Source organism: Paenibacillus sp. FSL H8-0048 (assembly GCF_038002825.1).
Classification (GTDB): domain Bacteria; phylum Bacillota; class Bacilli; order Paenibacillales; family Paenibacillaceae; genus Paenibacillus_AQ.
This window is the reverse complement of record NZ_JBBODF010000001.1, coordinates 6,070,239-6,091,212: the sequence shown is the minus strand read 5'-3', so window position 1 is coordinate 6,091,212 and position 20,974 is coordinate 6,070,239. Positions and strand designations below refer to the sequence as shown.

Below are 20,974 nucleotides of genomic sequence, written 5' to 3'. Positions count from 1 at the left end.
ATACAAATGCTTCTAATTCAAAAAAGCCCTGCCCGTTTGCAGATCATCCGCAACGGGCAGGGCGCTGTTATATATAGAATTAGTTCTCTGTGTTGCCAACTGGTGTTGCCGGAGCCAATCCAGCGTGGCTGCGGCCGGGAATCTCGCCGGTCGCCTCGAAATGCTCGACAATAATGTCAATCTCTTTCTTCAGCTCGGAGACGAGCTCTGCCTCAGGCACCTTGCGGATCATCTTGCCGTAACGGAACAACAGCCCTTCCCCGCGCGCACCGGCGATGCCGATATCCGCTTCTCTGGCTTCCCCCGGACCATTCACCGCACAACCGAGCACGGATACCTTAATTGGCACCTTCAGCTTGGAGATGTACTCCTCAACCTCGTTCGCAATCGAGAAGAGGTCAATATCCAGGCGTCCGCAGGTCGGGCAGGAGATCAGGGTAGCGGCGTTCGAGATCAGACCGAAGGTCTTCAGCAGCTCACGCGCCACCTTCACTTCCTCCACCGGATCAGCACTCAGGGAGATCCGCACCGTACTGCCAATGCCCATGGAGAGCAGCGCACCGATCCCGGCCGAGCTCTTCACTGTTCCGGCGAACAGAGTGCCGGATTCGGTGATACCCAGATGCAGCGGATAAGGAATTACTTCTGCAGCTTGACGGTAAGCCTCGATGGCCATCGGCACATCAGATGCCTTCAGGGACACGATGATATCGTGGAAGTCCAGCTCTTCGAGAATGCCGATATGATACAGGGCACTTTCAACCATAGCCTCCGGTGTAGGATAACCGTATTTCTCCAGCAGATGATTCTCCAGTGAACCGGCATTCACGCCGATCCGGATCGGTATTCCCTTGTCCTTACAGGCCTTAACGACAGCTTCCACCTTATCACGGCGGCCGATATTGCCGGGATTGATCCGCACCTTGTCGATGCCGTTCTCAATTGCCAGCAAGGCCAGCTTGTAATTGAAATGAATATCCGCTACTAGCGGGATATCAATCTGCTTCTTGATTTCCTTAATCGCTGCTGCCGCTTCCTCATTGTTGACCGTTACACGCACCAGCTGACAGCCGGCTTCCTCCAGCCGCAGAATCTCGGCCACGGTTGCCTCCACATCGGCGGTCTTGGTCGTACACATGCTTTGAATTGCAACCTCGTTGTTACCCCCGATAATTACTCCGCCAACATTGACGGGACGGGTCTGGTGTCTCAGGAACATGATTTTCTCCCCCATAACGATCAAAGCTCCACCCTCTCCGCCCCCGCAGGTCATGCGGGATGTGCGGGAGAAAGTGGAGACCCTGAGCTGTATTGTTAAGCCGGGTCAGGCCGGGTAATGAAGCCTGACTTACGCGCTTTCTTCTTTTTTCTTATCCTTCTTGAGACTAAGCTCCGGCAGGGACTTCTCCTTAACAACCTGCTCGGTAATGACACAGTCCTTAATGTCATCACGTGAAGGCACCTCGTACATCACATCAAGCATAATGCTCTCAATGATGGCACGCAGTCCACGGGCACCGGTGTTGCGCTTGATCGCTTCCTTCGCAATTGCTTCAAGAGCAAGCGGCTCGAACTTCAGCGCTACATTATCCATCTCCAGCAGCTTCACATACTGCTTCACGAGCGCATTCTTAGGCTCGGAGAGGATACGTACCAGTGTAGTCTCATCAAGCGGCTCCAAGGTCGAGATGACCGGCAGACGGCCCACGAACTCGGGAATCAGACCGAACTTCAGCAGGTCCTCAGGCAATACCATGGACAGGTATTCACCGGCCTTAAGATCCTTCTGTCCTTCAACCGCAGCATTGAAGCCAATGACTTTTTTGCCGATACGGCGCTTGATCATTTGCTCCAGTCCGTCGAAGGCACCGCCTACGATGAACAGAATGTTCGTTGTATCGATCTGGATGAATTCCTGATGAGGATGCTTGCGTCCGCCTTGCGGTGGAACCGAAGCAACCGTACCTTCCAGAATCTTCAGCAGCGCTTGCTGAACGCCTTCACCGGATACGTCACGGGTAATGGACGGGTTCTCGGATTTACGCGCTACCTTATCAATTTCGTCTATATAGATAATGCCGCGTTCGGCTTTCTCCACATCATAATCTGCCGCTTGAATCAGCTTCAGGAGAATGTTCTCGACGTCTTCACCCACATAACCGGCTTCCGTAAGGGAAGTGGCATCTGCAATGGCAAAAGGCACGTTGATGATCTTCGCCATCGTCTGAGCCAGCAGGGTCTTACCGGAGCCTGTAGGTCCGAGCAGCAGAATGTTGCTCTTCGTCAGCTCCACATCTTCAATCTTGCTCTGGCTGTTCACACGCTTGTAGTGATTGTATACAGCAACGGAGAGCGATTTCTTGGCTTGCTCCTGGCCGATCACGTATTGATCCAGAATATCGCGGATTTCCTTCGGTTTCGGAATATCCTTCATATCCAGCTCTTCTTCGTGGCCCAGCTCCTCTTCCACAATCTCCGTGCACAGCTCGATGCATTCGTCACATATATAAACGCCAGGTCCCGCTACGAGCTTACGAACCTGCTCTTGTGATTTGCCGCAAAAGGAACATTTCAATTGCCCTTTTTCATCATTAAATTTAAACATCTTACCACCCCTTTAAGATATGATCGGTGAAGAGAGAACCTGGTCAATGAGCCCGTATTCCTTCGCTTCTTCAGCGCTCATGAAGTTATCGCGGTCTGTATCCCGTTCGATTTTGTCAAGGGGCTGACCTGTGCGCTCTACATAAATCTGATTCAGCTTCTGCTTCGTCTTGAGAATCCAGTCGGTGTGAATCCAAATGTCGGACGCCTGCCCCTGAACGCCGCCGAGCGGCTGATGAATCATGACCTCGCTGTTGGTCAGCGCATATCGCTTGCCGGGCGCTCCGGCTGTCAGGAGCAATGATCCCATACTGGCTGCCATCCCTACGCAAATCGTTGAAACATCCGGTTTGATATATTGCATCGTATCATATATACCCATGCCGGCTGTAACAGAACCACCGGGCGAGTTGAGGTACAAGTGAATGTCTTTTTCGGGGTCATCTGCTGCCAGGAACAGCAACTGCGCAATAACCAGATTGGCGACATCATCGTCAATCGCACTGCTCAGGAAGATGATGCGATCCTTGAGCAATCTGGAATAGATATCGTATGAGCGTTCTCCCCGGCTTGTCGTTTCCACAACCATTGGTACCAGACTCATGCCACCAACCTCTTTTCTCTATACAGATTAGTCTTTCCGTTTCAGAAATATTTTAACACGTTCAAAGCGGGATGTCATTTATTCACTGGGTCCCTAAACCGCATTGTTCATGTGCATGCCATTATAACGCAATTCCACGGACAATGCCAATTGAAGGGTTCATGATATGTACTGCCAAACGCCCGGCCCCCGATAAAAATAAGGCACGTAACAAAAACTTACGTGCCTTATCAAATCTCTATGGAGGCTAATGAATAGCCGTTCTTAGGTAAAGGATTGAAGCTTACTCAGCCTTTGCTTCTTCTGCTGCTGCTTCTTCTACTGCTGCCGGAGCTTCAACTTCCACGCTGTTACTAACGAGGAATTCGATTGTCTTGCGCAGGGAGATCTCATCATTCAGGCTGCTCAGGGAACCATTGGCTGCCAGGATGCTGCGGATTTCTTCAGGAGTACGCTTGTAAGCTTCAGCCATAGTAGCCAGCTCCTGCGTAACTTCTTCTTCCGACACTTCGATGTTCTCTTCCTTAGCAATCACTTCCAGAACAAGGTTGTTACGAACGCGCTTCTCAGCATCGCCCTTCATTTGTCCCTGCAGATCTTCACGGGTCTGGCCGGAGAAGCTGAGGAACATGTCCATGTTCATGCCCTGCTGGCGGAGACGGGTATCGAAGTCACGAACCATGTTCTCCACTTCGCTGGCGATCATCGCCTCAGGAATTTCCACTTCAGCATTTGCTGCTGCTGCGTCAACTACTGCGGATTCACGAACGCTCTTCAGCTCTTCCTGCTTGCGGGATTCGAGCTGTGCCTTCAGGTCTGCTTTGTATTCTTCCAGTGTGTCGAATTCACTAACGTCCTTGGCGAATTCATCATCCAGCTCAGGAAGCTGTTTGCGCTTGATTTCATGCAGCTTCACTTTGAATACAGCAGCTTTGCCTGCCAGTTCAGCAGCGTGGTAAGTCTCAGGGAAGGTTACTTCAACATCCTTGAAGTCTCCAGTGGACATGCCCACTACCTGCTCTTCGAATCCTGGAATGAAGGAATTGCTGCCCAGCTCCAGGGAATGACGCTCAGCCTGTCCGCCTTCGAATGGAACGCCGTCAACCGAACCGTCAAAATCAATTACAGTGATGTCGCCGTCCGCAGCTGCTCCTTCTTCGATAACCACAAGCTCAGCATGACGCTCCTGCAGACGCTTCAGTTCAGCATTCAGCTCTTCGTCAGTTACTTCTGCCTTCTGTACTGGTACTTCCAGACCTTTGTACTCGCCCAGCTTCACTTCCGGCTTAACTGTGATCTTCGCTTTGAAGATGAACGGCTGGCCCTTGGCGAATTGCTCGATGTCCACTTCAGGACGGTCTACAGGGAAGATATCAGTCTGTTCAACGGCTTCACCGTAAGCTTCAGGAAGAAGAATGTCGATAGCATCCTGATACAGGCTTTCAACACCGAAACGGGATTCAAAAATCGGCCGTGGTACTTTACCTTTACGGAATCCAGGAACGTTTGCTTTCTTTACCACTTTATTAAAGGCTTTGTCGAGTGCTGCAGCTACGCGTTCCGCTTCAACTTCGACTTCAAGAACTCCGAGGTTCTTCTCTATTTTTTCCCAAGTTGCTTTCATAATATACTTTTCCCTCCAAAAATAGGTTACATGTTTACTTAAATAGTCCAACATTTCACGCACAGAATAACCACTATATTATATACAACATTACTTTATTTATCAAGTAGAGAACTCTTTACAAATCCCCTGAGCGAACGGTAGGCACCCTCAAATTGGAAGCGCATGCTATCGGTGATGCCGTACATGCTCCGTGTTTCCTCTTCTTTGCGGTTCCCGTTCAGGCTCTCCGACACCATCTGGTGCAGGGCTCCCGCCCAAATATCCAGCTGCGAATACTCCCCGTCCAGCAGCTTGCGGTAATCCGCCGTCCCGTAGATGGACATGACGAACTGCCCCCACAGCTCCTGGGCAAAATAATACAGCGTCGGCTCATGCACCTCCGCCTGCTCGGCCACCCGTTCCAGCACTTGGCTGATCTGCGGCGGGAACTCGTCGTTCTGCAGCGGCACGGTCTCGATCTCCACCTCAGCGGCCTCATGGCCCCGGCTTAGCCTGATTGCCCCTTGCGCCCCTCTGCGCCGCAGCGTCTGCAGTGTGCGGAATTGCAGCAGCGGATGCACCTCGGCCTGCTGCAGCCAGCCGGTCAGCGCTTCATCTACCCCGCTCCCCTCCAGGTAGGAGAGCTGCTCCAGCGCCAGCACTGTCGCTTCGGACAGCGGTTCATTCATGACCCGCTTCAGCAGCTTATCCGGGTACTCCGCATCCTCCTCCAGCTTGGATCTGGCCAGAATCCGGGCCATATCCTCTTCCCCCAGATCCATCTCCTCCGCATCCGGGGCACCGTTCCCGTCACCGCCCTGCGCCGCGTAGGGGAAGGCCGCCACCAGCCATTCCAGCAGCGACCGCCATTCCTCGTAGTGCCGCTCTTCCTGTCCCTGGCACTGCAGCAAAAAACGCAGCAGCTCCATCGCTTCCCCGTAACGTTCACTCTCCAGCATAACTGTGAGCTGAATCTGATAGTAATCCAGGGTCTTGGGAAACAGCACGATGTTCTCTTTGGCGGGGGAATTGAATTGATTCATGAGGGCACCTCCTTTTCTCCGAACTGTAATCGCTTCTGAACCTTAATCAATTGTAGATTATAGCATATCCCTGCACGGTTTCAAAAAAACAAGTTGAAAAAGTTAACTATGTATGATAACATAATTTTTGCTTGCTTTTCAGTCTATCTTCATGTCCCGGTAGCTCAGTTGGATAGAGCATGCGCCTTCTAAGCGCACGGTCGGGGGTTCGAATCCCTTCCGGGACGTCACAGTAAACAGCCTTCCTTCGGGAGGGCTGTTTTGGCGTCCGGAGGATGAGAACCCAACGCGTCAGCGAGGGGACGTTGGAGCATAAGCTTCGATAGCACCACTTCGCAATCAGCCCGAATGGGCTGTATCCCTTCCGGGACGTCACAGTAAACAGCCTTCCTTCGGGAGGGCTGTTTTGGCGTCCGGAGGATGAGAACCCAACGCGTCAGCGAGGGGACGTTGGAGCATAAGCTTCGATAGCACCACTTCGCAATCAGCCCGAATGGGCTGTATCCCTTCCGGGACGTTACAGTAAACAGCCTTCCTTCGGGAGGGCTGTTTTGGCGTCCGGGGGATGAGAACCCAACGCGTCAGCGAGGGGACGTTGGAGCATAAGCTTCGATAGCACCACTTCGCAATCAGCCCGAATGGGCTGTATCCCTTCCGGGACGTTACAGTAAACAGCCTTCCTTCGGGAGGGCTGTTTTGGCGTCCGGAGGATGAGAACCCAACGCGTCAGCGAGGGGACGTTGGAGCATAAGCTTCGATAGCACCACTTCGCAATCAGCCCGAATGGGCTGTATCCCTTCCGGGACGTTACAGTAAACAGCCTTCCTTCGGGAGGGCTGTTTTGGCGTCCGGGGGATGAGAATCCCCTTTTTATTTTGAGTAGGATCAACGTGGGTGCTTGGGTAGACGCTGCGCGAACGGACCGTTGTTCCAATCGCTGTGTTTTCCAGATTTTTTTCATTCCCCTAAGCGGTGAAAATCCGGAAACCAAGGCGAACGCTATCGCTTCTACACAATCGTTCCGTCCTCTCCGCTGTTTGAGCGGGAAATGACCTCCCAAAGAAACCACCACTCTTTAATAGTGGAGGAAGCGAAACATGCACGCACTATGCGGACTGGAGATCCCTTATTCAGGCGGATCACGCCTGTCCGCAGGGTTATGCGGACTCAGGGGCCGTTAAGTAACCTGTTTCTCCGCTTTTTCTGCTCGAATGCACAGTTTAGCGTCCTCTGAGTCCGTTTATGACAGAAAAGTTGGTTTTTTCGACGAATAGCGGCTCCTCAGTCCGGATAACTCTGCTGGCGGCTACTTTTCTATTCCCGGAGCAACAACGCCCTTTCCTGCAAAGAGTCTCTTAACAATTTGACCGACTTTCTTGTTCAATTCCTGCCTATTCACGTATACCGTCCTCCGTATTCCTGCAATGCCCGCACTTCTCCGGGAAGTAAATGCCATCTGCCCGGTAGCAGCTAAAATCAAGGTGATCGAATACAAACGGACCGTCGCATTCCTGACACATAAGTATAACGGGATCTCGCGAACGTACAATCAGCGATTGCGCACGTTCACGCAGCAGCTCATGCCACTCCATCTCCCCCAGCCGTTCACACTCATTCAGATCTGCAATAACCTGCCTGATCTCAGCCTGTACCTTCCTGAACTCTATGGGCTGCCATTGCTGTAAAAAAGGGATGTATTTCCGGTCACCGGAACACAGGACTTTGAACAGAAACATCAGAATCATGCCCCGGTTCCGGTCCTTCAAATACTCCATACTGACCGGCGTGATTCCTTGATCCAGCCAGTTCTCCCACTCCCGCAGCAGTTCCTCCGCTCTTCGTTCCCGCTGGACGGTCCAGCCGTAGACAATGAACACGATCATGGGAAGCTTCCCGGACAGCTCGGTCTTCAGGTACCCGGCTTCTATAAGGACGTCCACCTTCTCCATGGTCTGCTCCATCGTCAGTTCGCGGTAGAAGCCATAGGCGGGAATGTGGTCCAGGCCGAGTTCAAGCAGCTTCTTCTCCTTCGAGCCCTTCCCCCGGCGGCAATAATCTCATCGGCTGTCTGCAGAACGGCTAGCAGCTCCGGCCTTGGCAGCGGTGTATTCAAGCGATACTCATTCGTCTGCTTCCGGTTCGGCTTACGGCGGTTGGTCTTCTGCATACTCACAGCGTTCTGCCTCCTTGTCCTTATCATGGGCACAGGTTAGTCCACCTACCAGTATGGTCGGATTATAACATATCCAGACCCGGAAACAGGAGATTTAGAGATGAGTTTCAGCGCTTCCCGGAGCACTCAGAAGCTCCAACCACTTCACAGCAAACAGGCCGCCCGCCATGAAACTTCCATAGCAGAGCAGCCTGTTCTTCCAGGATATAGCTCTATTCTCCCGTTTGCATCCGTCTCAGCGTCCCCGGCGGCGGTTGCCCAGCCACAGCGGGAAGCGGAACATAAAGTTGATTAGCAGCACGACAAAGACCAGCACAGCGGCAGACTTATCCGCGATTTGCCGTGCATCCTCGACAATGGCCTCAGACTGCACGTACCACAGATGCACAGCCAGAGTCTCACCCGGCGAGAACAGATTGAAGTCCCACATCTCGCCGGAGGTGCTGAGTCCGGCGGTCAGGATGATGACCGCTGACTCCCCGAAGGCGCGTCCGGCCACCAGGCAGACGCCGGTGACAATCGCCGGAAGGGCTACCGGCACGACAACCTTGCGGATGACATGGAACTTCGTCATGCCGAGGGCATAGCCGGCTTCACGGATCTCGCCGGGCACCGCGCGCACCGCCTCCTCTGTGACGCGGGCCAGCATCGGCAGATTCAGCAGCGCCAGGCTGACACCCCCGCCGAGAATCGTCAGGCCGATGCCGAGATACTCGGCGAAGATCGCCAGCCCCAGAAGGCCGAACACGATGGACGGCACCGAGGACAGGGATTCCACGCAGATGCGCAGCGCACCTGTGAAGGCATTATCCGGTGCATACTCCGCCATATAGATCCCTGCCCCGATCCCGAGGGGAATAGAGATCAACAGGGAGATGAACAGGATATAGAAGGAGTTGAACAGGACGGGACCGATCCCGCCGCCGGGATCGATCTCCTCCGGCTGCTTGAGCAGGAAGTCCAGTCTGAGCGAAGGTAAGCCTTTGCTAAGGATGGTGAACAGCAGCCAGAAGATCAGCAGCATGACCAAAACGCCCAGCGTATAGAAGCCGATGGTCGCCAGTTTATTGCGCCGCTGGGCTCTGGCCGTATGGCGTGTGCGCGTGAATCCGTTCATCAGGCATCCCTCCGTTTGCGGCCCAGGAGCCGGATAATCAGAATCAGTACAAACGAGATCAGCAGCAACAGGAAGGCCATCATATGCAGGGAATAGTTCCAGGTGGAGTCGAACTCCACGTTGGAAATCTGCATCACGATATTACTGGTCAGCACCGAGGTGGGTGCGAACAGGCTCTTCGCCAGCTGCGGCGTGTTGCCGATGACCATCACCACCGCCATGGTCTCTCCGACTGCACGGGTCATGCCCAAAATCACAGCCGAGATAATGCCCCGGCTGGCAGCGGGCAGCACGACGCGCATAATGACCTGAAGGCGGGTCGAGCCGAGCGCATAGGCAGCGTCGCGGTATTTACGCGGAACCGCAACGATGGCATCATCGCTGATCCGGCAAATGGTCGGCAGTACCATGAGTGCCAGCACGAGTGCGGCGGCGAGCAGCCCGTCTCCGAGACCTTCTCCGCTGATTCTGCGCAAGAAAGGTAACAGCACGGTCAAGCCCAGATAGCCGTATACAATAGAAGGAATACCGACCAGCAGATCCAGGACCGGACGGATAAAGCTCTTCAGCCACTTCGGGGCAATCTCCGCACAGAGCACAGCCATCCCAACCGAGACGGGCACGGCAATGACCAGGGTCAGCGCGGTAAGCGACAATGTATTTACGATGAAGGCGGCGGCGCCGAAGGCATCCTCTTCCGGCGTCCAGTTGAACGAGAAGAAGAAGTCCTGCGGGGAGATGCGGGTGAAGAGCAGCAGCGCCGTTTTGCCGATGAATACAATAACTAGTCCCAGCACAAGACAGAGCGCAAGGATGCTGAATAAGAAATAATAACGGGAGATGCTGTTGCCGAGCAGATGTCTGCGGTGCCGCTTGGTGTTACGTTTAACTTCTTCCAGGCTTGTCTGTGCCTTAGCGCTCAGGCCATGAACCGGTGCCCCCATACTTTCCCTCCTGTAAGAGGCCAACCCCGTAGTTCCCGGAGCTGGCCGCTGTTACCTATCAATCTATTATGCTTGCTTGGTTCAAGAATCTTAGGATTGCATAGCAGAGATTGGAATGAACTTAAGCTTCTTAAGCGAGCCCTGCTGGAACTTCTTGCTCTGTACATATTCGATGAATTCTTTGGTCGCGCCGGTCGGCTGGCCCTTCGTCATGTAGTAGCCGTAAGCCCAGATCTTGTACGAGCCGTTGATTACGTTATCCGTGTTAGCTTCCACGCCGTTGAACTTCACAGCCTTGATATCGCCGCCCGTTACATAGACAAGGTCGATGTATCCGATAGCGTTAGGAGTGGTGCCTACTGCGGTTTTCATGTCGCCGCTGGAGCCGGTTTCCTTGTAGTTCTTCTCTTTCTTCACGATATCTCCGCCGCCCAGCGCTTTGGCCTGATAGTTAACGCGGGTCCCGGAGCCGAAGGCACGGGTGATCACTACGATGTTCGCATCCGCTCCGCCGACCTCTTTCCAGTTGGTGATTTTACCGGCGTAGATGCCTTTGAGCTGCTCTGTAGTCAGGTTGTCGACTCCGACATTCTTATTAACGATGGTTGCAAAAGGAATCACAGCGACCTTATTCGCCACCTGTCCGTCAAAGGCCTTGAAGCCCGGAACATCAATGCTGGCATCCCAGTCGCAGGCTCCGATATCGGCAATCCCCTTCTTCACGGCCTGCGGTCCGGTCACGGAGCCCTTGCCGGAAGCGGCGATCTTCACTTTAGGATGAAGCTTCTGGAATTCCTTAGCGGCCTGCAGCGTCAGCGGAAGCAGGGCCGTAGAACCGTTAACGGTGATTTTACCCTTGAGGCTGTCCGCTGCTGCGGCTACCCCTGCAAAGGATGCGGTAACCGCGATCACCGCGGTAAGTGCTGTAACTGTGAACTTTTTGAATAGCTTCATGTCTGAATTCTCCTCCCGGCGGTGTGCGCCGATAAATGTTGTAATTAATTTGCTACTTCCGGTGATACTGACAATTGCAGCGCTTTGCCGTTCTGAATGACCATTACCTTGCCGTCGCTGATCATCGCCAGCTTGCTGCCATCTGCCGATACTGCTACTTCCGATACATCTTCGGCTGTCCGGTACAGCTCAACCGGTGCTGCGCCGTCTGCAATAGAGTAGATTACCGTGCTGCCATCCGCTGTAGTTCCGGAGACTACGAGGCCCGTGCTAACCCCTGTGGACCAGTTCGCCTCTGTACCGAGGGCGACATCTGTGCTTTTACCGTCTGCTGTGATCAGCTTCAGCGTGTTGGCGGCATTGCCGTCTGCATCCGCACTCAGGTAGGACACGCTGCCGCCAGCCAGAATCTCTGGGTACAGCTTGTTGTCAGGTGTAGTCGTCAAGGCTACTGGCTTAGCACCTTTGGTCGTTAGATCCAGCTTATAGAGCTGTTCTCCGGCCTTGCTGAAGTCTACGGTAAGTGAATCTTCTGTGCTGTCGGCATCATTCTTCGCAGTACCGGTGATGTTGACAATGTACACCGCGCTTTTGCCGTCTGCCGATATGCGAAGCTCTGATTTGTTCTCTACTTTATCTTCAAGCAGAGTCTTAACCTCTCCGGTCTCTACTGAAATCTGTGCCAGCTTCTCCTGCTTGTCGCCCTGGATGAAATAGAGCGTCTTGCCGTCACTGGACCACACGATATCTGTCTTCACGCTGGTATCCTTGCCGAGTGGACTGATTAGGCCGGTGGACAGGCTGATCAGCTTCAGCTGGCCGGTCTCATCGCTGAATGCGCCCCACTGCTGGTCGGCGGAGACTGCGAAATCCACCGCGCTTTCGCTGGAAGAGAACAGGTCATAGTTGCCTGGAGTCTGGGTGAATTTATAGAGCAGTGTGGCCTCAGCGTCGTTCTGATTCGCAATCAGACCACCGTCAGCGCTCCAGTGAAGGGTGTCAAATGAACCGGCTGGCCGGGCGAAGCTCAGAATGGTATGGGCATCCGGCTCCAGCTCACCGCCAAGCGCGATAACCAGCTTCGTCAGCTCCACATACGTCTTGCTGTTACGCACGACGGGGGCCACTGTGAATTCCAGGGTTTTGCCATCCACCTGATAGCTTTTCACGCCTGCCTGGATCTGCACACTATGTAGACCTTTGCTGTCATTCAGCTGGATTCCGCTGCTGCTATGCACAAGTCCTGCACCCAGCTCTGCGGCTACCTGGCTCAATGAATAGAGCTTGTACCCTCCGCTGTTGATTGTGCTGAGTGTAACCGGCGTACCGTTGATGCTCCAGGACATGCTGCCCTCTACAGCTGCTGCTGTGTTGACTGCTGCGGCACTTACTTGACTGCTTGTCGCCAGAACACTAACAGATCCCCCTGTTACGAGAAGTGCAGAAGCCAGAGCTGCGCCGATCCATTTACTATTCTTCAATTAGATTCACCCTTTTCCTATAGGTAACTGCTAATGTTATTTTCGTCTACGAGTGTCAATTCTGTTGCGCAGGAATGTTATGGAAATATTAACTGTAAAAATAATTACAAGCCCAAACCAAACAAGGCCCGCCCGGGAACCCTCCCGGACCGGCCTATTGTAAACCCTGTGTTAATTCACAATCCAAGTCACGATAATCTCATTTCCGCCGCGCTCTGAATCCGAGGGGCTGCCAATAATAGAATACGAATAAGAGCCGTTCACTTTGCCGTTGATCAGCAGGTTGCGGCTGTCCACAATCTCTGTCCCGCGCTCCAGCTCCTTCTCTCTTACATACTTCTGGTATGTAGTTCCAAGAGCAGCCATACTCTCCTTCGTCTGATAGATCAGCATGGAGGATTTCTTCCCCTCTGACTGTTCACCTTGGGTAAAAGTAATACCTGCCCCTTCGGGAATCGGCAGATCCTCCGGCAGATATTGCTTTGCCTCCGTCTTCTCCTCAGCCAAGGTATGAAACCGTCCGCCGCCAGCCGACTGGTCTGCATCGCCGCAGCCGCTAAGTCCAGCCGAAGCCAGCAGCACGCCTAGAGCAAGGAACAGCTTATGTCCTGCCATAATTCCACCGCCTTTAGTGAATTGGGTCTCAGGATGCCGGTACACATAGGATGTCCCTTTTATTACCCGGATCAAGAGCGGGAGTAACGGATAATCCTTACAATTTCATTTACTTTTGAGCAGGAAATCATTAGTATAATGAGTGAGCACTCACTCATTATCATGAGGAACGGAGGAGAGTATTATGGATGAAGGGAAGCCAGTCATTGCGGTTACTCATGTGAACCGGGCTTTTGGCAATAAAACCGTGTTGAAGGATATCACTCTTCAGGTGCATCAGGCAGAGACGTTCGGAATTCTGGGACCCTCCGGCTCCGGCAAAACCACGCTGGTCAAGCTGCTTACGGGCATAGACGAGGTAACCTCCGGTGAGGTCACCGTGCTGGGGGTGCGGATGCCGAAGCTTGCCATGCTCCAGCAAATAGGATATATGGCCCAGTCGGATGCCTTGTATACCGAGCTTAGCGCCAAGGAGAATCTGGAGTTCTTCGCTGCGCTGTATGGACTCAAGGGCGGCAACCGCACGCGGCGGATCGGGGATGTGATGGAGCTGGTGAATCTGCAGGAGCATCTGCGTAAGCGGGTGGACCAATTCTCCGGGGGCATGAAGCGCCGATTGTCCCTGGCGATTGCCCTGCTGCACGAGCCGCCGCTGCTGCTGCTGGATGAACCGACTGTCGGCATCGATCCGGTGCTGCGCCAGTCCATCTGGAAGGAGCTGAAGGCGCTGAACCGCAAGGGAACAACAATTGTCCTGACCACGCATGTGATGGATGAAGCAGAGAAATGTGACCGGCTGGCGATGATCCGGGACGGCGTGCTGCTGGCGGCCGATACTCCGGCCGGACTGCTTCACGCTACCGGTGCCGCCAGCATTGAGGAAGCCTTCCTCTATTATGGAGGTGCACGCCGGTGAGAATACGGGCCATTACCCTGAGAATTCTGCAGCAGTTCATCCATGACCGGAGAACCATGGCGCTGATGTTCATCGCCCCCCTGCTGGTGCTTAGCCTGATGAGCCTGGTGTTCGGCAGCGATGCTTATGAGCCTAAAATCGGTGTCTCTGGGGGCGCGGCAGTATTCAGTTCAGCGCTGGAAGCCCAGCAGGCTGAGGTTACCGGCTACGCCGAGGAAGCAAACGGGCAGGCCGCCATGAAGGCGGGAGATATCGATGCTCTCCTTACAATGAAGGGAGACGCACCCGCTGTTATTCTTGAAGGCAGCAATCCGGCGGCTAACCGCGCTGTAATCATGGCGCTCCAGGAAGCTGCGCAGAGCCTCCGGCCGCAAGCGCCGGGCGGAGGACAGCTCCAGCCGCAGATCAGCTATCTGTATGGCGCGGAGGATATGAAGACGATCGACCGCTTCGGCCCGATTATGATCGGGGTGTTCGTGTTCTTCTTTGTCTTCCTGATTGCCGGTGTCTCCTTCCTGCGCGAACGGACCACGGGCACGCTGGAGCGTCTGCTCTCCACCCCGCTGAAGCGCTGGGAGATCGTCACCGGTTATGTCTGCGGCTTCGGCATCTTCACCGTCTTCCAGGCTCTGCTGATCTCCTGGTTCTCCATCCAGGTGCTGGGGATTATGATGACGGGCAGCTTCGGCTACGTGCTGCTGATGACGCTGCTGCTGTCGATGTCGGCGCTGACCCTCGGCACCCTGCTCTCGGCGTTCGCCGCCAATGAGCTGCAGATGATCCAGTTCATCCCTCTGGTCATTGTGCCGCAGATCTTCCTGAGCGGATTATTTCCGCTGGATACCCTTCCCCTCTGGCTCCAGCGCATTGGACTCGCCACTCCGATGTACTACGGTTCACAGGCACTGATGGATATCATGGTTCGCGGCAGAGGCTGGAGCAATATCGCCGGGGATGTGTTCATGCTGATCGGCTTCTCTCTGCTGTTCATGCTGCTAAATGTGCTGGCTCTGCGCAAGCACCGCAGAATGTGAAGAGTGAACGGGCTATGGTACACTAGAAGGAACTGCAAGAGTCTGGAGGTTCTATTGATGGAGAATAACCCTGCTGCCGATCAGGAGCAGCTGGAGCAAGACCAGTGGATTCAGGAGCTGCTGGATCTCAGCGAGAAGGAGCAGGTCACGCCCAAGCAGCTGTCCATTCTGCGGGCGGCGATTGATGTGTTTGCAGAGAAGGGCTTCTCGGCGGCCGCCACCAGTGAAATCGCCCAGAAGGCGGGCGTGGCCGAAGGCACGATCTTCCGTTATTACCGGACCAAAAAAGATCTCCTGCTTGCCATCGTGGTCCCCACCATGAGCCGGATGATCGCCCCGTTCGTGCTGCGCAACTTCAGCGGTGTGCTGGATGTGCCGTTCGAGAGCTACGAGGATTTCCTTAAGGCCTTCATGGTGAACCGGCTGGAGTTCGTCCGCAGGAATCTCAAGATCGTCAAAATTCTCATTCAGGAGATCCCCTTCCAGCCTGCGCTGAAGGAGCAGCTGACCGAGAATATCTTCGAGCAGGTCCTGGCCCGCGTTACTGCAATTACTGAGCACTTCAAAGCGGAAGGTGAAGTGATTGACGCGCCAACGCCTGCAATTATCCGCTTCACGATATCGGCGATTATCGGATACCTGCTGACGCGGCTGGTGCTGATGCCCGAGCAGGACTGGAATGATGAGGCTGAGATTGAACAGACTATAAGCTTCATTCTGCATGGGATCGGCGGGAATGGCTTAGACAGAAGCAATAAAAGGAAGTGAGTATACGTGGGTTATCAGGTGCCGGAACGGGTAATCAAGCTGCTGTGCGGCAACGCCGCTTTTGACCAGGGGGCAGCTTATTATCATGCCCATAAGGTGGACCTTGTCTATACGGAGCATAATGAGGAAGACGAGTATTCCAAATACCGCGCTGAGGTCCATGGGCTGGACAGCCATGAGATTGCGCTGATCATCGACAGTGACGGGGATGTGCAGGGAGAATGCACCTGCCCGGCTTACTATCACGGCGGCCCCTTTTGCAAGCATATTGCGGCGGCGCTGGTGACGGTTCTCTACCGCAGCCGGACAGCCGGAGCTGAAGAGGCTGAGGAGATGCAGGCAGATGCGGGGGAGGCTCATCCCGCACAGGCCGGCAGTCCGCCGCTGGCAGAGGACAGCTTCGGCCCCGCCGGGGCAGAGCACCGGGAGCGCAGCGGAGACCGGCAGCTGGTGAGCAGCATGCTCGGGATATTCACCGGAGGACGGCAGCGGCCAAGCGGTGCAGGCACGTATATCGATCTGCGGACACCGCTTCAGGTGGAGTTCATCTGCCGGCCCTTCAACTTCAGCTACGGCAGCACGATGCTTGGGCTGGAAGTGAGGCTTGGTCCGAAACGCCTTTATATTGTGCAGAAGATCAGATCTTTTTTGGAGCAGGTGCACCGGGGCGAGCCTTATGAATTCACGGCGCATTTCAGCTATGATCCCGCCCTGCACAGCTTCTCCAAGAAGGATAATGAGGTCCTGCAGAAGCTGATTGAGATCATGCTCAATGAGAAGGTCTACAATAGTCTCACCAGCCCGTATGGTTCCCGCACTAACCCTACCGGGAATGACCGGCTGCTGCCGGTTGCCCCTTTTTTCTGGGAAAGTCTGTATCCCCTGCTAGAAGCAGCGCCTGCCGTTCGCCTTCAGCATGGACAGCTTCTGATGGAACGCTTGTCCCTCTCGGAGGAGCTGCTGCCGCTCAGCTTCCAGTTCGACCAGGCACAGGAGGACGGCTACCGGCTGGATGTCCGGGGACTTGAGCAGCTTACGATTCTGGAGAGCTACGGGCTGGTCTTGACCGAGGGCAGGCTGCTGAAGCTTCCGGCGCAGGAATGTGGGCGGCTCTCCGAGCTGAAGCGGATGCTCAGCGGCAGCCGGCGGGACAGCCTGGCGATTGCACCTGAGCAGATGGAGCCCTTCATGGAAACCGTCATCCCCGGGCTGAAGAAGCTGGGCAGGGTGAGCATTGCCGACTCCATTGCGGATAAGATCGTCCAGACCCGGCTTCACGCCAGACTCTACCTGGACCGGGTAAGGGACCGGCTGCTGGCCGGGCTTGAATTCCAGTACGGCGGGATTGTTATCAATCCGCTGGAGGAAAAGGCCCATGAGCGGAGCAGCGAGGTCATTCTGATGCGGGACGGGGAAGCCGAGCGGCGGATTCTGGACCTGATGGCCCATGAGTCCTTCTCGCGGACGGAGAGCGGATATATCATGCGTGACGAGGACGGGGAATTCGACTTCCTGCATCATACCATCCCGCTGCTGGAGCCGCTGCTTCAGGTCTATGCGACCACTGCAGTCAAGGATCGGGTGCTTACGGAGCATGCTCCGCCCAAGGTCAGCCTGAGCTGGAACGAGAAGACCGACTGGCTCGACTTCAAATTCGCCATGGATGGCATCACGGATAAAGACATCACAGAGGTCCTGAAATCTCTTCAGGAAAAGCGTAAGTATCACCGGCTCAAGGACGGAGCCCTGCTCCCGCTGGATACCTCAGAGTTCCAGGAAATTATCGACCTGATGAACGAGCTCGGCGTCCGCAGCGTGGATATCCGGAGTTCGGAGTTCTCCCTGCCGCTGGTCCGCGCCCTCCATCTCCATGCAGGCACCCTCCAGGGGCAGACGATCGAGACCGGCCGCTCCTTCCGGCGGCTGCTCGCTAATATGGCGAGTCCCGAGAATCTGGACTTCCCGCTGCCGGAGAGTCTGGCTCCCGTGCTGCGGGATTATCAGCAGTACGGCTTCCAGTGGATGAGGACGCTGGCCCATTACCGCTTCGGCGGGATTCTGGCGGACGACATGGGCCTCGGCAAAACACTCCAGAGCATCGCCTTCCTGCTCTCTGAGCTGGAAGACATCCGGCAGAGCGGCGTACCTGCGCTGGTGGTTGCCCCTGCTTCCCTGGTCTATAACTGGCTTAATGAGCTGAAGCGCTTCGCCCCGGAGATTAAGGCGGTCATTGCTGACGGCAACTCTGGTGAACGCGGACGGATCGTGCGGAACACGGCCGGGCATGATGTCATCATCACCTCGTACCCGCTGCTGCGCAGAGATGTGGACGAGTACGCCAAGCGGTCGTTCCATACGCTCATTCTGGATGAAGCGCAGATGATCAAGAATCATGAGACCCAGACTTCACAGGCGGTCAGATTGCTTCAGGCCCGTTACCGTTTTGCGCTGACCGGTACACCGGTGGAGAATGCACTGGAGGACCTGTGGTCGATCTTCAGCGTTGTCTTCCCCGGCTTGTTCCCCGGGAAGAAAGCCTTCCATGACCTTCCCCGGGAGACGGTCGCCAGGCGCGCCCGCCCCTTCCTGCTGCGCCGTCTGAAGAGCGATGTGCTGAAGGAGCTGCCGGACAAAATCGAGTCCCTCCAGGCCTCCGAGCTGCTGCCGGAGCAGAAACGGCTCTATGTCGCTTATCTGGCGCGGCTACGCAAAGAGGCGCTCAAGCATCTGGACAGCGACAGCTTTGGGGGCGGCCGGATCAAGGTGCTGGCCGGACTGACCCGGCTGCGCCAGCTGTGCTGCCATCCGGCCCTGTTCGTGGACGGATATACCGGAGGCTCCGGCAAATTCGAGCAGCTGCTGGAGATCATCGATGAGTGCCGCAGCTCCGGCAAACGGATGCTGATCTTCTCACAGTTCACGCAGATGCTCGGTATGATCGGGCGCGAGCTGGCCCTGCTCGGGATTCCGCATTTCTATCTGGACGGACAAACCCCGGCCTCCCGGCGGGTTGAGCTGTGCAGCCGCTTCAATGAAGGCGAGCGCGACCTGTTCCTGATCTCGCTGAAGGCTGGCGGCACCGGCCTCAACCTGACCGGTGCCGATACGGTCATTCTCTACGACCTGTGGTGGAACCCTGCGGTCGAGCAGCAGGCGGCCGACCGCGCCCACCGGATCGGGCAGAAAAAGATCGTCCAGGTTATCCGCCTGGTAGCCCAGGGTACAGTGGAGGATAAGATGTACGAGCTGCAGCAGAAGAAGAAAAATCTGATTGACGAGGTGATCCAGCCGGGGCAGGAGGCGCTGCCCGGCCTGAGCGAACAGGACATCCGCGAGATCCTCTCTATCTGAGGCATCTGCGAGTTGTTGCCAGACCCGGCCTGGGAGATTTTCTGCTGTATTTTGTACACTAGAATAAGGCCATATTGGCTGAGAAATCGGATCTGTTGCACTTTGTACACTAGAGTTTTACGTATCTGCTGTTTCCGAGCAGAAATTCAAAAATCAAATGTATGAAATGCAGTAGAATGGTTTTTTGCGCCCAAAAGTACAGTTTCTATTGCACAGAATACAATACCAGCAAAATGCGTGCTTTGAAGACGGGACAAGAACCTGAAGCGGAACCCGGTTTGGACGCATCCGGCAAGTCCGGTATACTGCGTGCCGGCCAACTCGATTGGCTGCAATGTGAAGTGGGAGGGCCAGGATGCCCACTGGATGCCTGCCGAGGCTTGCGTTCCGGTATAACCCAAATATAAACAGGGACCTTCTGAGCGAGCAGCTCTGCAAGGTCCCTGTTTCATTTTACAGCTGGCAAGTCCAGAATAATATCCTAACCCTCTATACGTCTGAGCTTAATTTCTCATGCGTCACTACACGGTGTGCATTCACCAGCTGGCCGGTCGATGTCTTGCCCCACACGGATATTCCAATCTCATCTTCATCTACTTCTCCAGTGATGAACACAAATTCAAAGGCATTGAGATCGGCAAAATAATCCCGGGTTACCACCTGATTCGGAGCAACATCAATCACCTCACTGACATACAGCGTTCTGGTAGCGCCCAGCACGTATCCCTGAATACTAATAGAGGTGCTGCCTGGGGCACTCCGCTTGACAATTCTTACCGTCACCGTCTGCGTAGGTCTGACTCCCGAAACGGCATTGTTCTCTATCGGTCCTGTTGACAAAATCGCCATCCTGTCTCGCCCTCCCTTGAAGTTCTAGTGTCAATGCACGATATATTCATATTCGGACGTTCCTGTAACGGTGTGGACACAGGCCTGAGCCCAATCACCAATGACCGCAGGCACGCATATCCTTGAATAAGGAAAGACTGCCCATAGGCTGAGCTTTCTGCATACGAATGCCGAACGGAAGAAGGGACTCCCATGCCCCCTCCAGGAAAAGGAAAGAAGCCCGCCGCCAAAAAAACATCATCCAGCTCCAAAACCCAGACCCCTAAAGGGCTTGAATTCGCCGTAGCCGCACTTCTGTTGACCGGCAAGCTGAAAGTAGACTCTATCCAGATGTACACGGACGCATCGATGTTCGTCAGTCTGGTAGGCAAATATAAAACCCTAAGCGATCTGAGTAGTGACAATGTCGATAAGCTGGTCAGCTTCCTCGATGACAACAGCAGCCTGACGCTGAACGAGATCATGACCGCTTTGAAAAAGAAAGCCGGGAACATCTGAACACTTACGAAAGTAAAATGGGAGGGATGGGGTTATGGACAGTTTTGACGGAGAAGGATTTGCCGGCGGGCTCCTGCTGGTCATTGTAATTATGCTGCTGATTTATGGTTCAACAGACATTAAGAATCTGACAGGAGCGCCCAATGACGAGTAATTATTAACCGGAGGACGCCTGCTGCACAGTAATCTGCTCTTGCTTTCTCCCAGAAATTCGCTATACTGATACAAATCCATATTCAATCGATGACCGGGAGAGTAATGGTCTTATATCTAGTCCCCAGCGAGCCGGGTTAGTGGAAGCCGGTACAGATTAGAACCATGAAGCGCACCCGTGAGATGGACTTCTGAACCTTAGAGTAGGAAGCCCCGGCCGAGGACCGTTAACCTGTAAGGTGGCTGAACCGTAAGGCTTCAGCA

18 protein-coding genes, 1 tRNA gene and 1 other annotated feature (1 of these 20 running past the window's edge) are annotated in these 20,974 nt (G+C 54.6%); of the genes, 6 read left to right on the top strand and 13 right to left on the bottom strand.

Translation table 11 applies throughout. The features are described 5' to 3' along the window. Positions 1-79: 79 nt before the first annotated feature. The 5 genes from ispG to NSU18_RS26425 all read right to left on the bottom strand — a co-directional run bounded on the left by ispG (position 80) and on the right by NSU18_RS26425 (position 5,857). Positions 80-1,219: a flavodoxin-dependent (E)-4-hydroxy-3-methylbut-2-enyl-diphosphate synthase gene (ispG, locus tag NSU18_RS26445; protein WP_341150446.1), complete on the bottom strand. Its 1,140-nt coding sequence runs from the start codon at positions 1,217-1,219 to the stop codon at positions 80-82. Positions 1,220-1,348: 129 nt separating this feature from the next. Beyond that, positions 1,349-2,605, bottom strand: a complete 1,257-nt coding sequence (gene clpX, locus NSU18_RS26440) for an ATP-dependent Clp protease ATP-binding subunit ClpX (protein WP_341017099.1) — start codon at positions 2,603-2,605, stop codon at positions 1,349-1,351. 12 nt (positions 2,606-2,617) lie between these two features. Further along, positions 2,618-3,208 carry an ATP-dependent Clp endopeptidase proteolytic subunit ClpP gene (gene clpP, locus NSU18_RS26435; protein WP_036697575.1) on the bottom strand — a complete coding sequence of 197 codons (591 nt, stop codon included), beginning with the start codon at positions 3,206-3,208 and terminating at the stop codon, positions 2,618-2,620. A gap of 283 nt (positions 3,209-3,491) precedes the next feature. Then, on the bottom strand, positions 3,492-4,832 hold the full coding sequence (gene tig / locus NSU18_RS26430; RefSeq protein WP_341150445.1) for a trigger factor: 1,341 nt from the start codon (positions 4,830-4,832) through the stop codon (positions 3,492-3,494). A 95-nt stretch (positions 4,833-4,927) separates the two neighbouring features. Beyond that, positions 4,928-5,857 (bottom strand): hypothetical protein, encoded by a 930-nt coding sequence (locus tag NSU18_RS26425; RefSeq protein ID WP_341150444.1) that lies wholly within the window; start codon positions 5,855-5,857, stop codon positions 4,928-4,930. 153 nt (positions 5,858-6,010) lie between these two features. Between NSU18_RS26425 and NSU18_RS26420 the strand changes: the two genes are divergently transcribed. Continuing rightward, positions 6,011-6,084 (top strand) — tRNA-Arg (locus NSU18_RS26420). A 1,164-nt stretch (positions 6,085-7,248) separates the two neighbouring features. On the opposite strand, the gene NSU18_RS26415 is transcribed toward NSU18_RS26420, so the two are convergent. From NSU18_RS26415 to NSU18_RS26385, 7 genes are all read right to left on the bottom strand, one after another. Further along, a complete protein-coding gene (locus NSU18_RS26415; protein WP_341151105.1) occupies positions 7,249-7,851 on the bottom strand; it encodes an RQC-minor-1 family DNA-binding protein in 603 nt (200 codons plus the stop codon). After that, positions 7,821-8,030, bottom strand: coding sequence for a hypothetical protein (locus NSU18_RS26410; protein ID WP_341150443.1), 210 nt, complete (start codon positions 8,028-8,030; stop codon positions 7,821-7,823). The genes NSU18_RS26415 and NSU18_RS26410 overlap by 31 nt, the downstream gene beginning before the upstream one ends. Positions 8,031-8,265: 235 nt before the next feature. Beyond that, positions 8,266-9,147, bottom strand: a complete 882-nt coding sequence (gene pstA, locus NSU18_RS26405) for a phosphate ABC transporter permease PstA (protein WP_341017093.1) — start codon at positions 9,145-9,147, stop codon at positions 8,266-8,268. Further along, positions 9,147-10,091, bottom strand: coding sequence for a phosphate ABC transporter permease subunit PstC (pstC, locus tag NSU18_RS26400; protein ID WP_341150442.1), 945 nt, complete (start codon positions 10,089-10,091; stop codon positions 9,147-9,149). The genes pstA and pstC overlap by 1 nt, the downstream gene beginning before the upstream one ends. 90 nt (positions 10,092-10,181) lie before the next feature. Beyond that, entirely contained in the window at positions 10,182-11,045 is an 864-nt protein-coding gene (locus NSU18_RS26395) for a phosphate ABC transporter substrate-binding protein (protein WP_341017090.1), read from the bottom strand. A 44-nt stretch (positions 11,046-11,089) separates the two neighbouring features. Continuing rightward, positions 11,090-12,526 (bottom strand): stalk domain-containing protein, encoded by a 1,437-nt coding sequence (locus tag NSU18_RS26390; protein WP_341150441.1) that lies wholly within the window; start codon positions 12,524-12,526, stop codon positions 11,090-11,092. Positions 12,527-12,697: 171 nt separating this feature from the next. Next, the gene (locus NSU18_RS26385) at positions 12,698-13,141 is read right to left on the bottom strand and encodes a hypothetical protein (RefSeq protein WP_341150440.1); all 444 of its coding nucleotides are present in this window, start codon (positions 13,139-13,141) and stop codon (positions 12,698-12,700) included. 184 nt (positions 13,142-13,325) lie between these two features. Between NSU18_RS26385 and NSU18_RS26380 the strand changes: the two genes are divergently transcribed. The 4 genes from NSU18_RS26380 to NSU18_RS26365 are packed head-to-tail and all read left to right on the top strand — an operon-like array spanning position 13,326 to position 19,210. Next, a complete protein-coding gene (locus tag NSU18_RS26380; RefSeq protein ID WP_341150439.1) occupies positions 13,326-14,057 on the top strand; it encodes an ABC transporter ATP-binding protein in 732 nt (243 codons plus the stop codon). Continuing rightward, positions 14,054-15,091 (top strand): ABC transporter permease, encoded by a 1,038-nt coding sequence (locus tag NSU18_RS26375; protein ID WP_341150438.1) that lies wholly within the window; start codon positions 14,054-14,056, stop codon positions 15,089-15,091. Before NSU18_RS26380 ends, NSU18_RS26375 begins: the two co-directional genes overlap by 4 nt. 57 nt (positions 15,092-15,148) lie before the next feature. Continuing rightward, a complete protein-coding gene (locus tag NSU18_RS26370; RefSeq protein ID WP_341150437.1) occupies positions 15,149-15,859 on the top strand; it encodes a TetR/AcrR family transcriptional regulator in 711 nt (236 codons plus the stop codon). A gap of 6 nt (positions 15,860-15,865) precedes the next feature. Beyond that, entirely contained in the window at positions 15,866-19,210 is a 3,345-nt protein-coding gene (locus NSU18_RS26365; protein ID WP_341150436.1) for a DEAD/DEAH box helicase, read from the top strand. A gap of 489 nt (positions 19,211-19,699) precedes the next feature. Here the strand turns inward: NSU18_RS26365 and NSU18_RS26360 are convergent, their stop codons facing one another. Further along, a complete protein-coding gene (locus NSU18_RS26360) occupies positions 19,700-20,059 on the bottom strand; it encodes a hypothetical protein (RefSeq protein WP_341017080.1) in 360 nt (119 codons plus the stop codon). A 192-nt stretch (positions 20,060-20,251) separates the two neighbouring features. On the opposite strand from NSU18_RS26360, the gene NSU18_RS26355 reads away from it, so the two are divergent. After that, a complete protein-coding gene (locus NSU18_RS26355; protein ID WP_341150435.1) occupies positions 20,252-20,557 on the top strand; it encodes a hypothetical protein in 306 nt (101 codons plus the stop codon). 234 nt (positions 20,558-20,791) lie between these two features. Beyond that, positions 20,792-20,974 (top strand) — a binding site (T-box leader) (it continues 40 nt past the right edge of the window).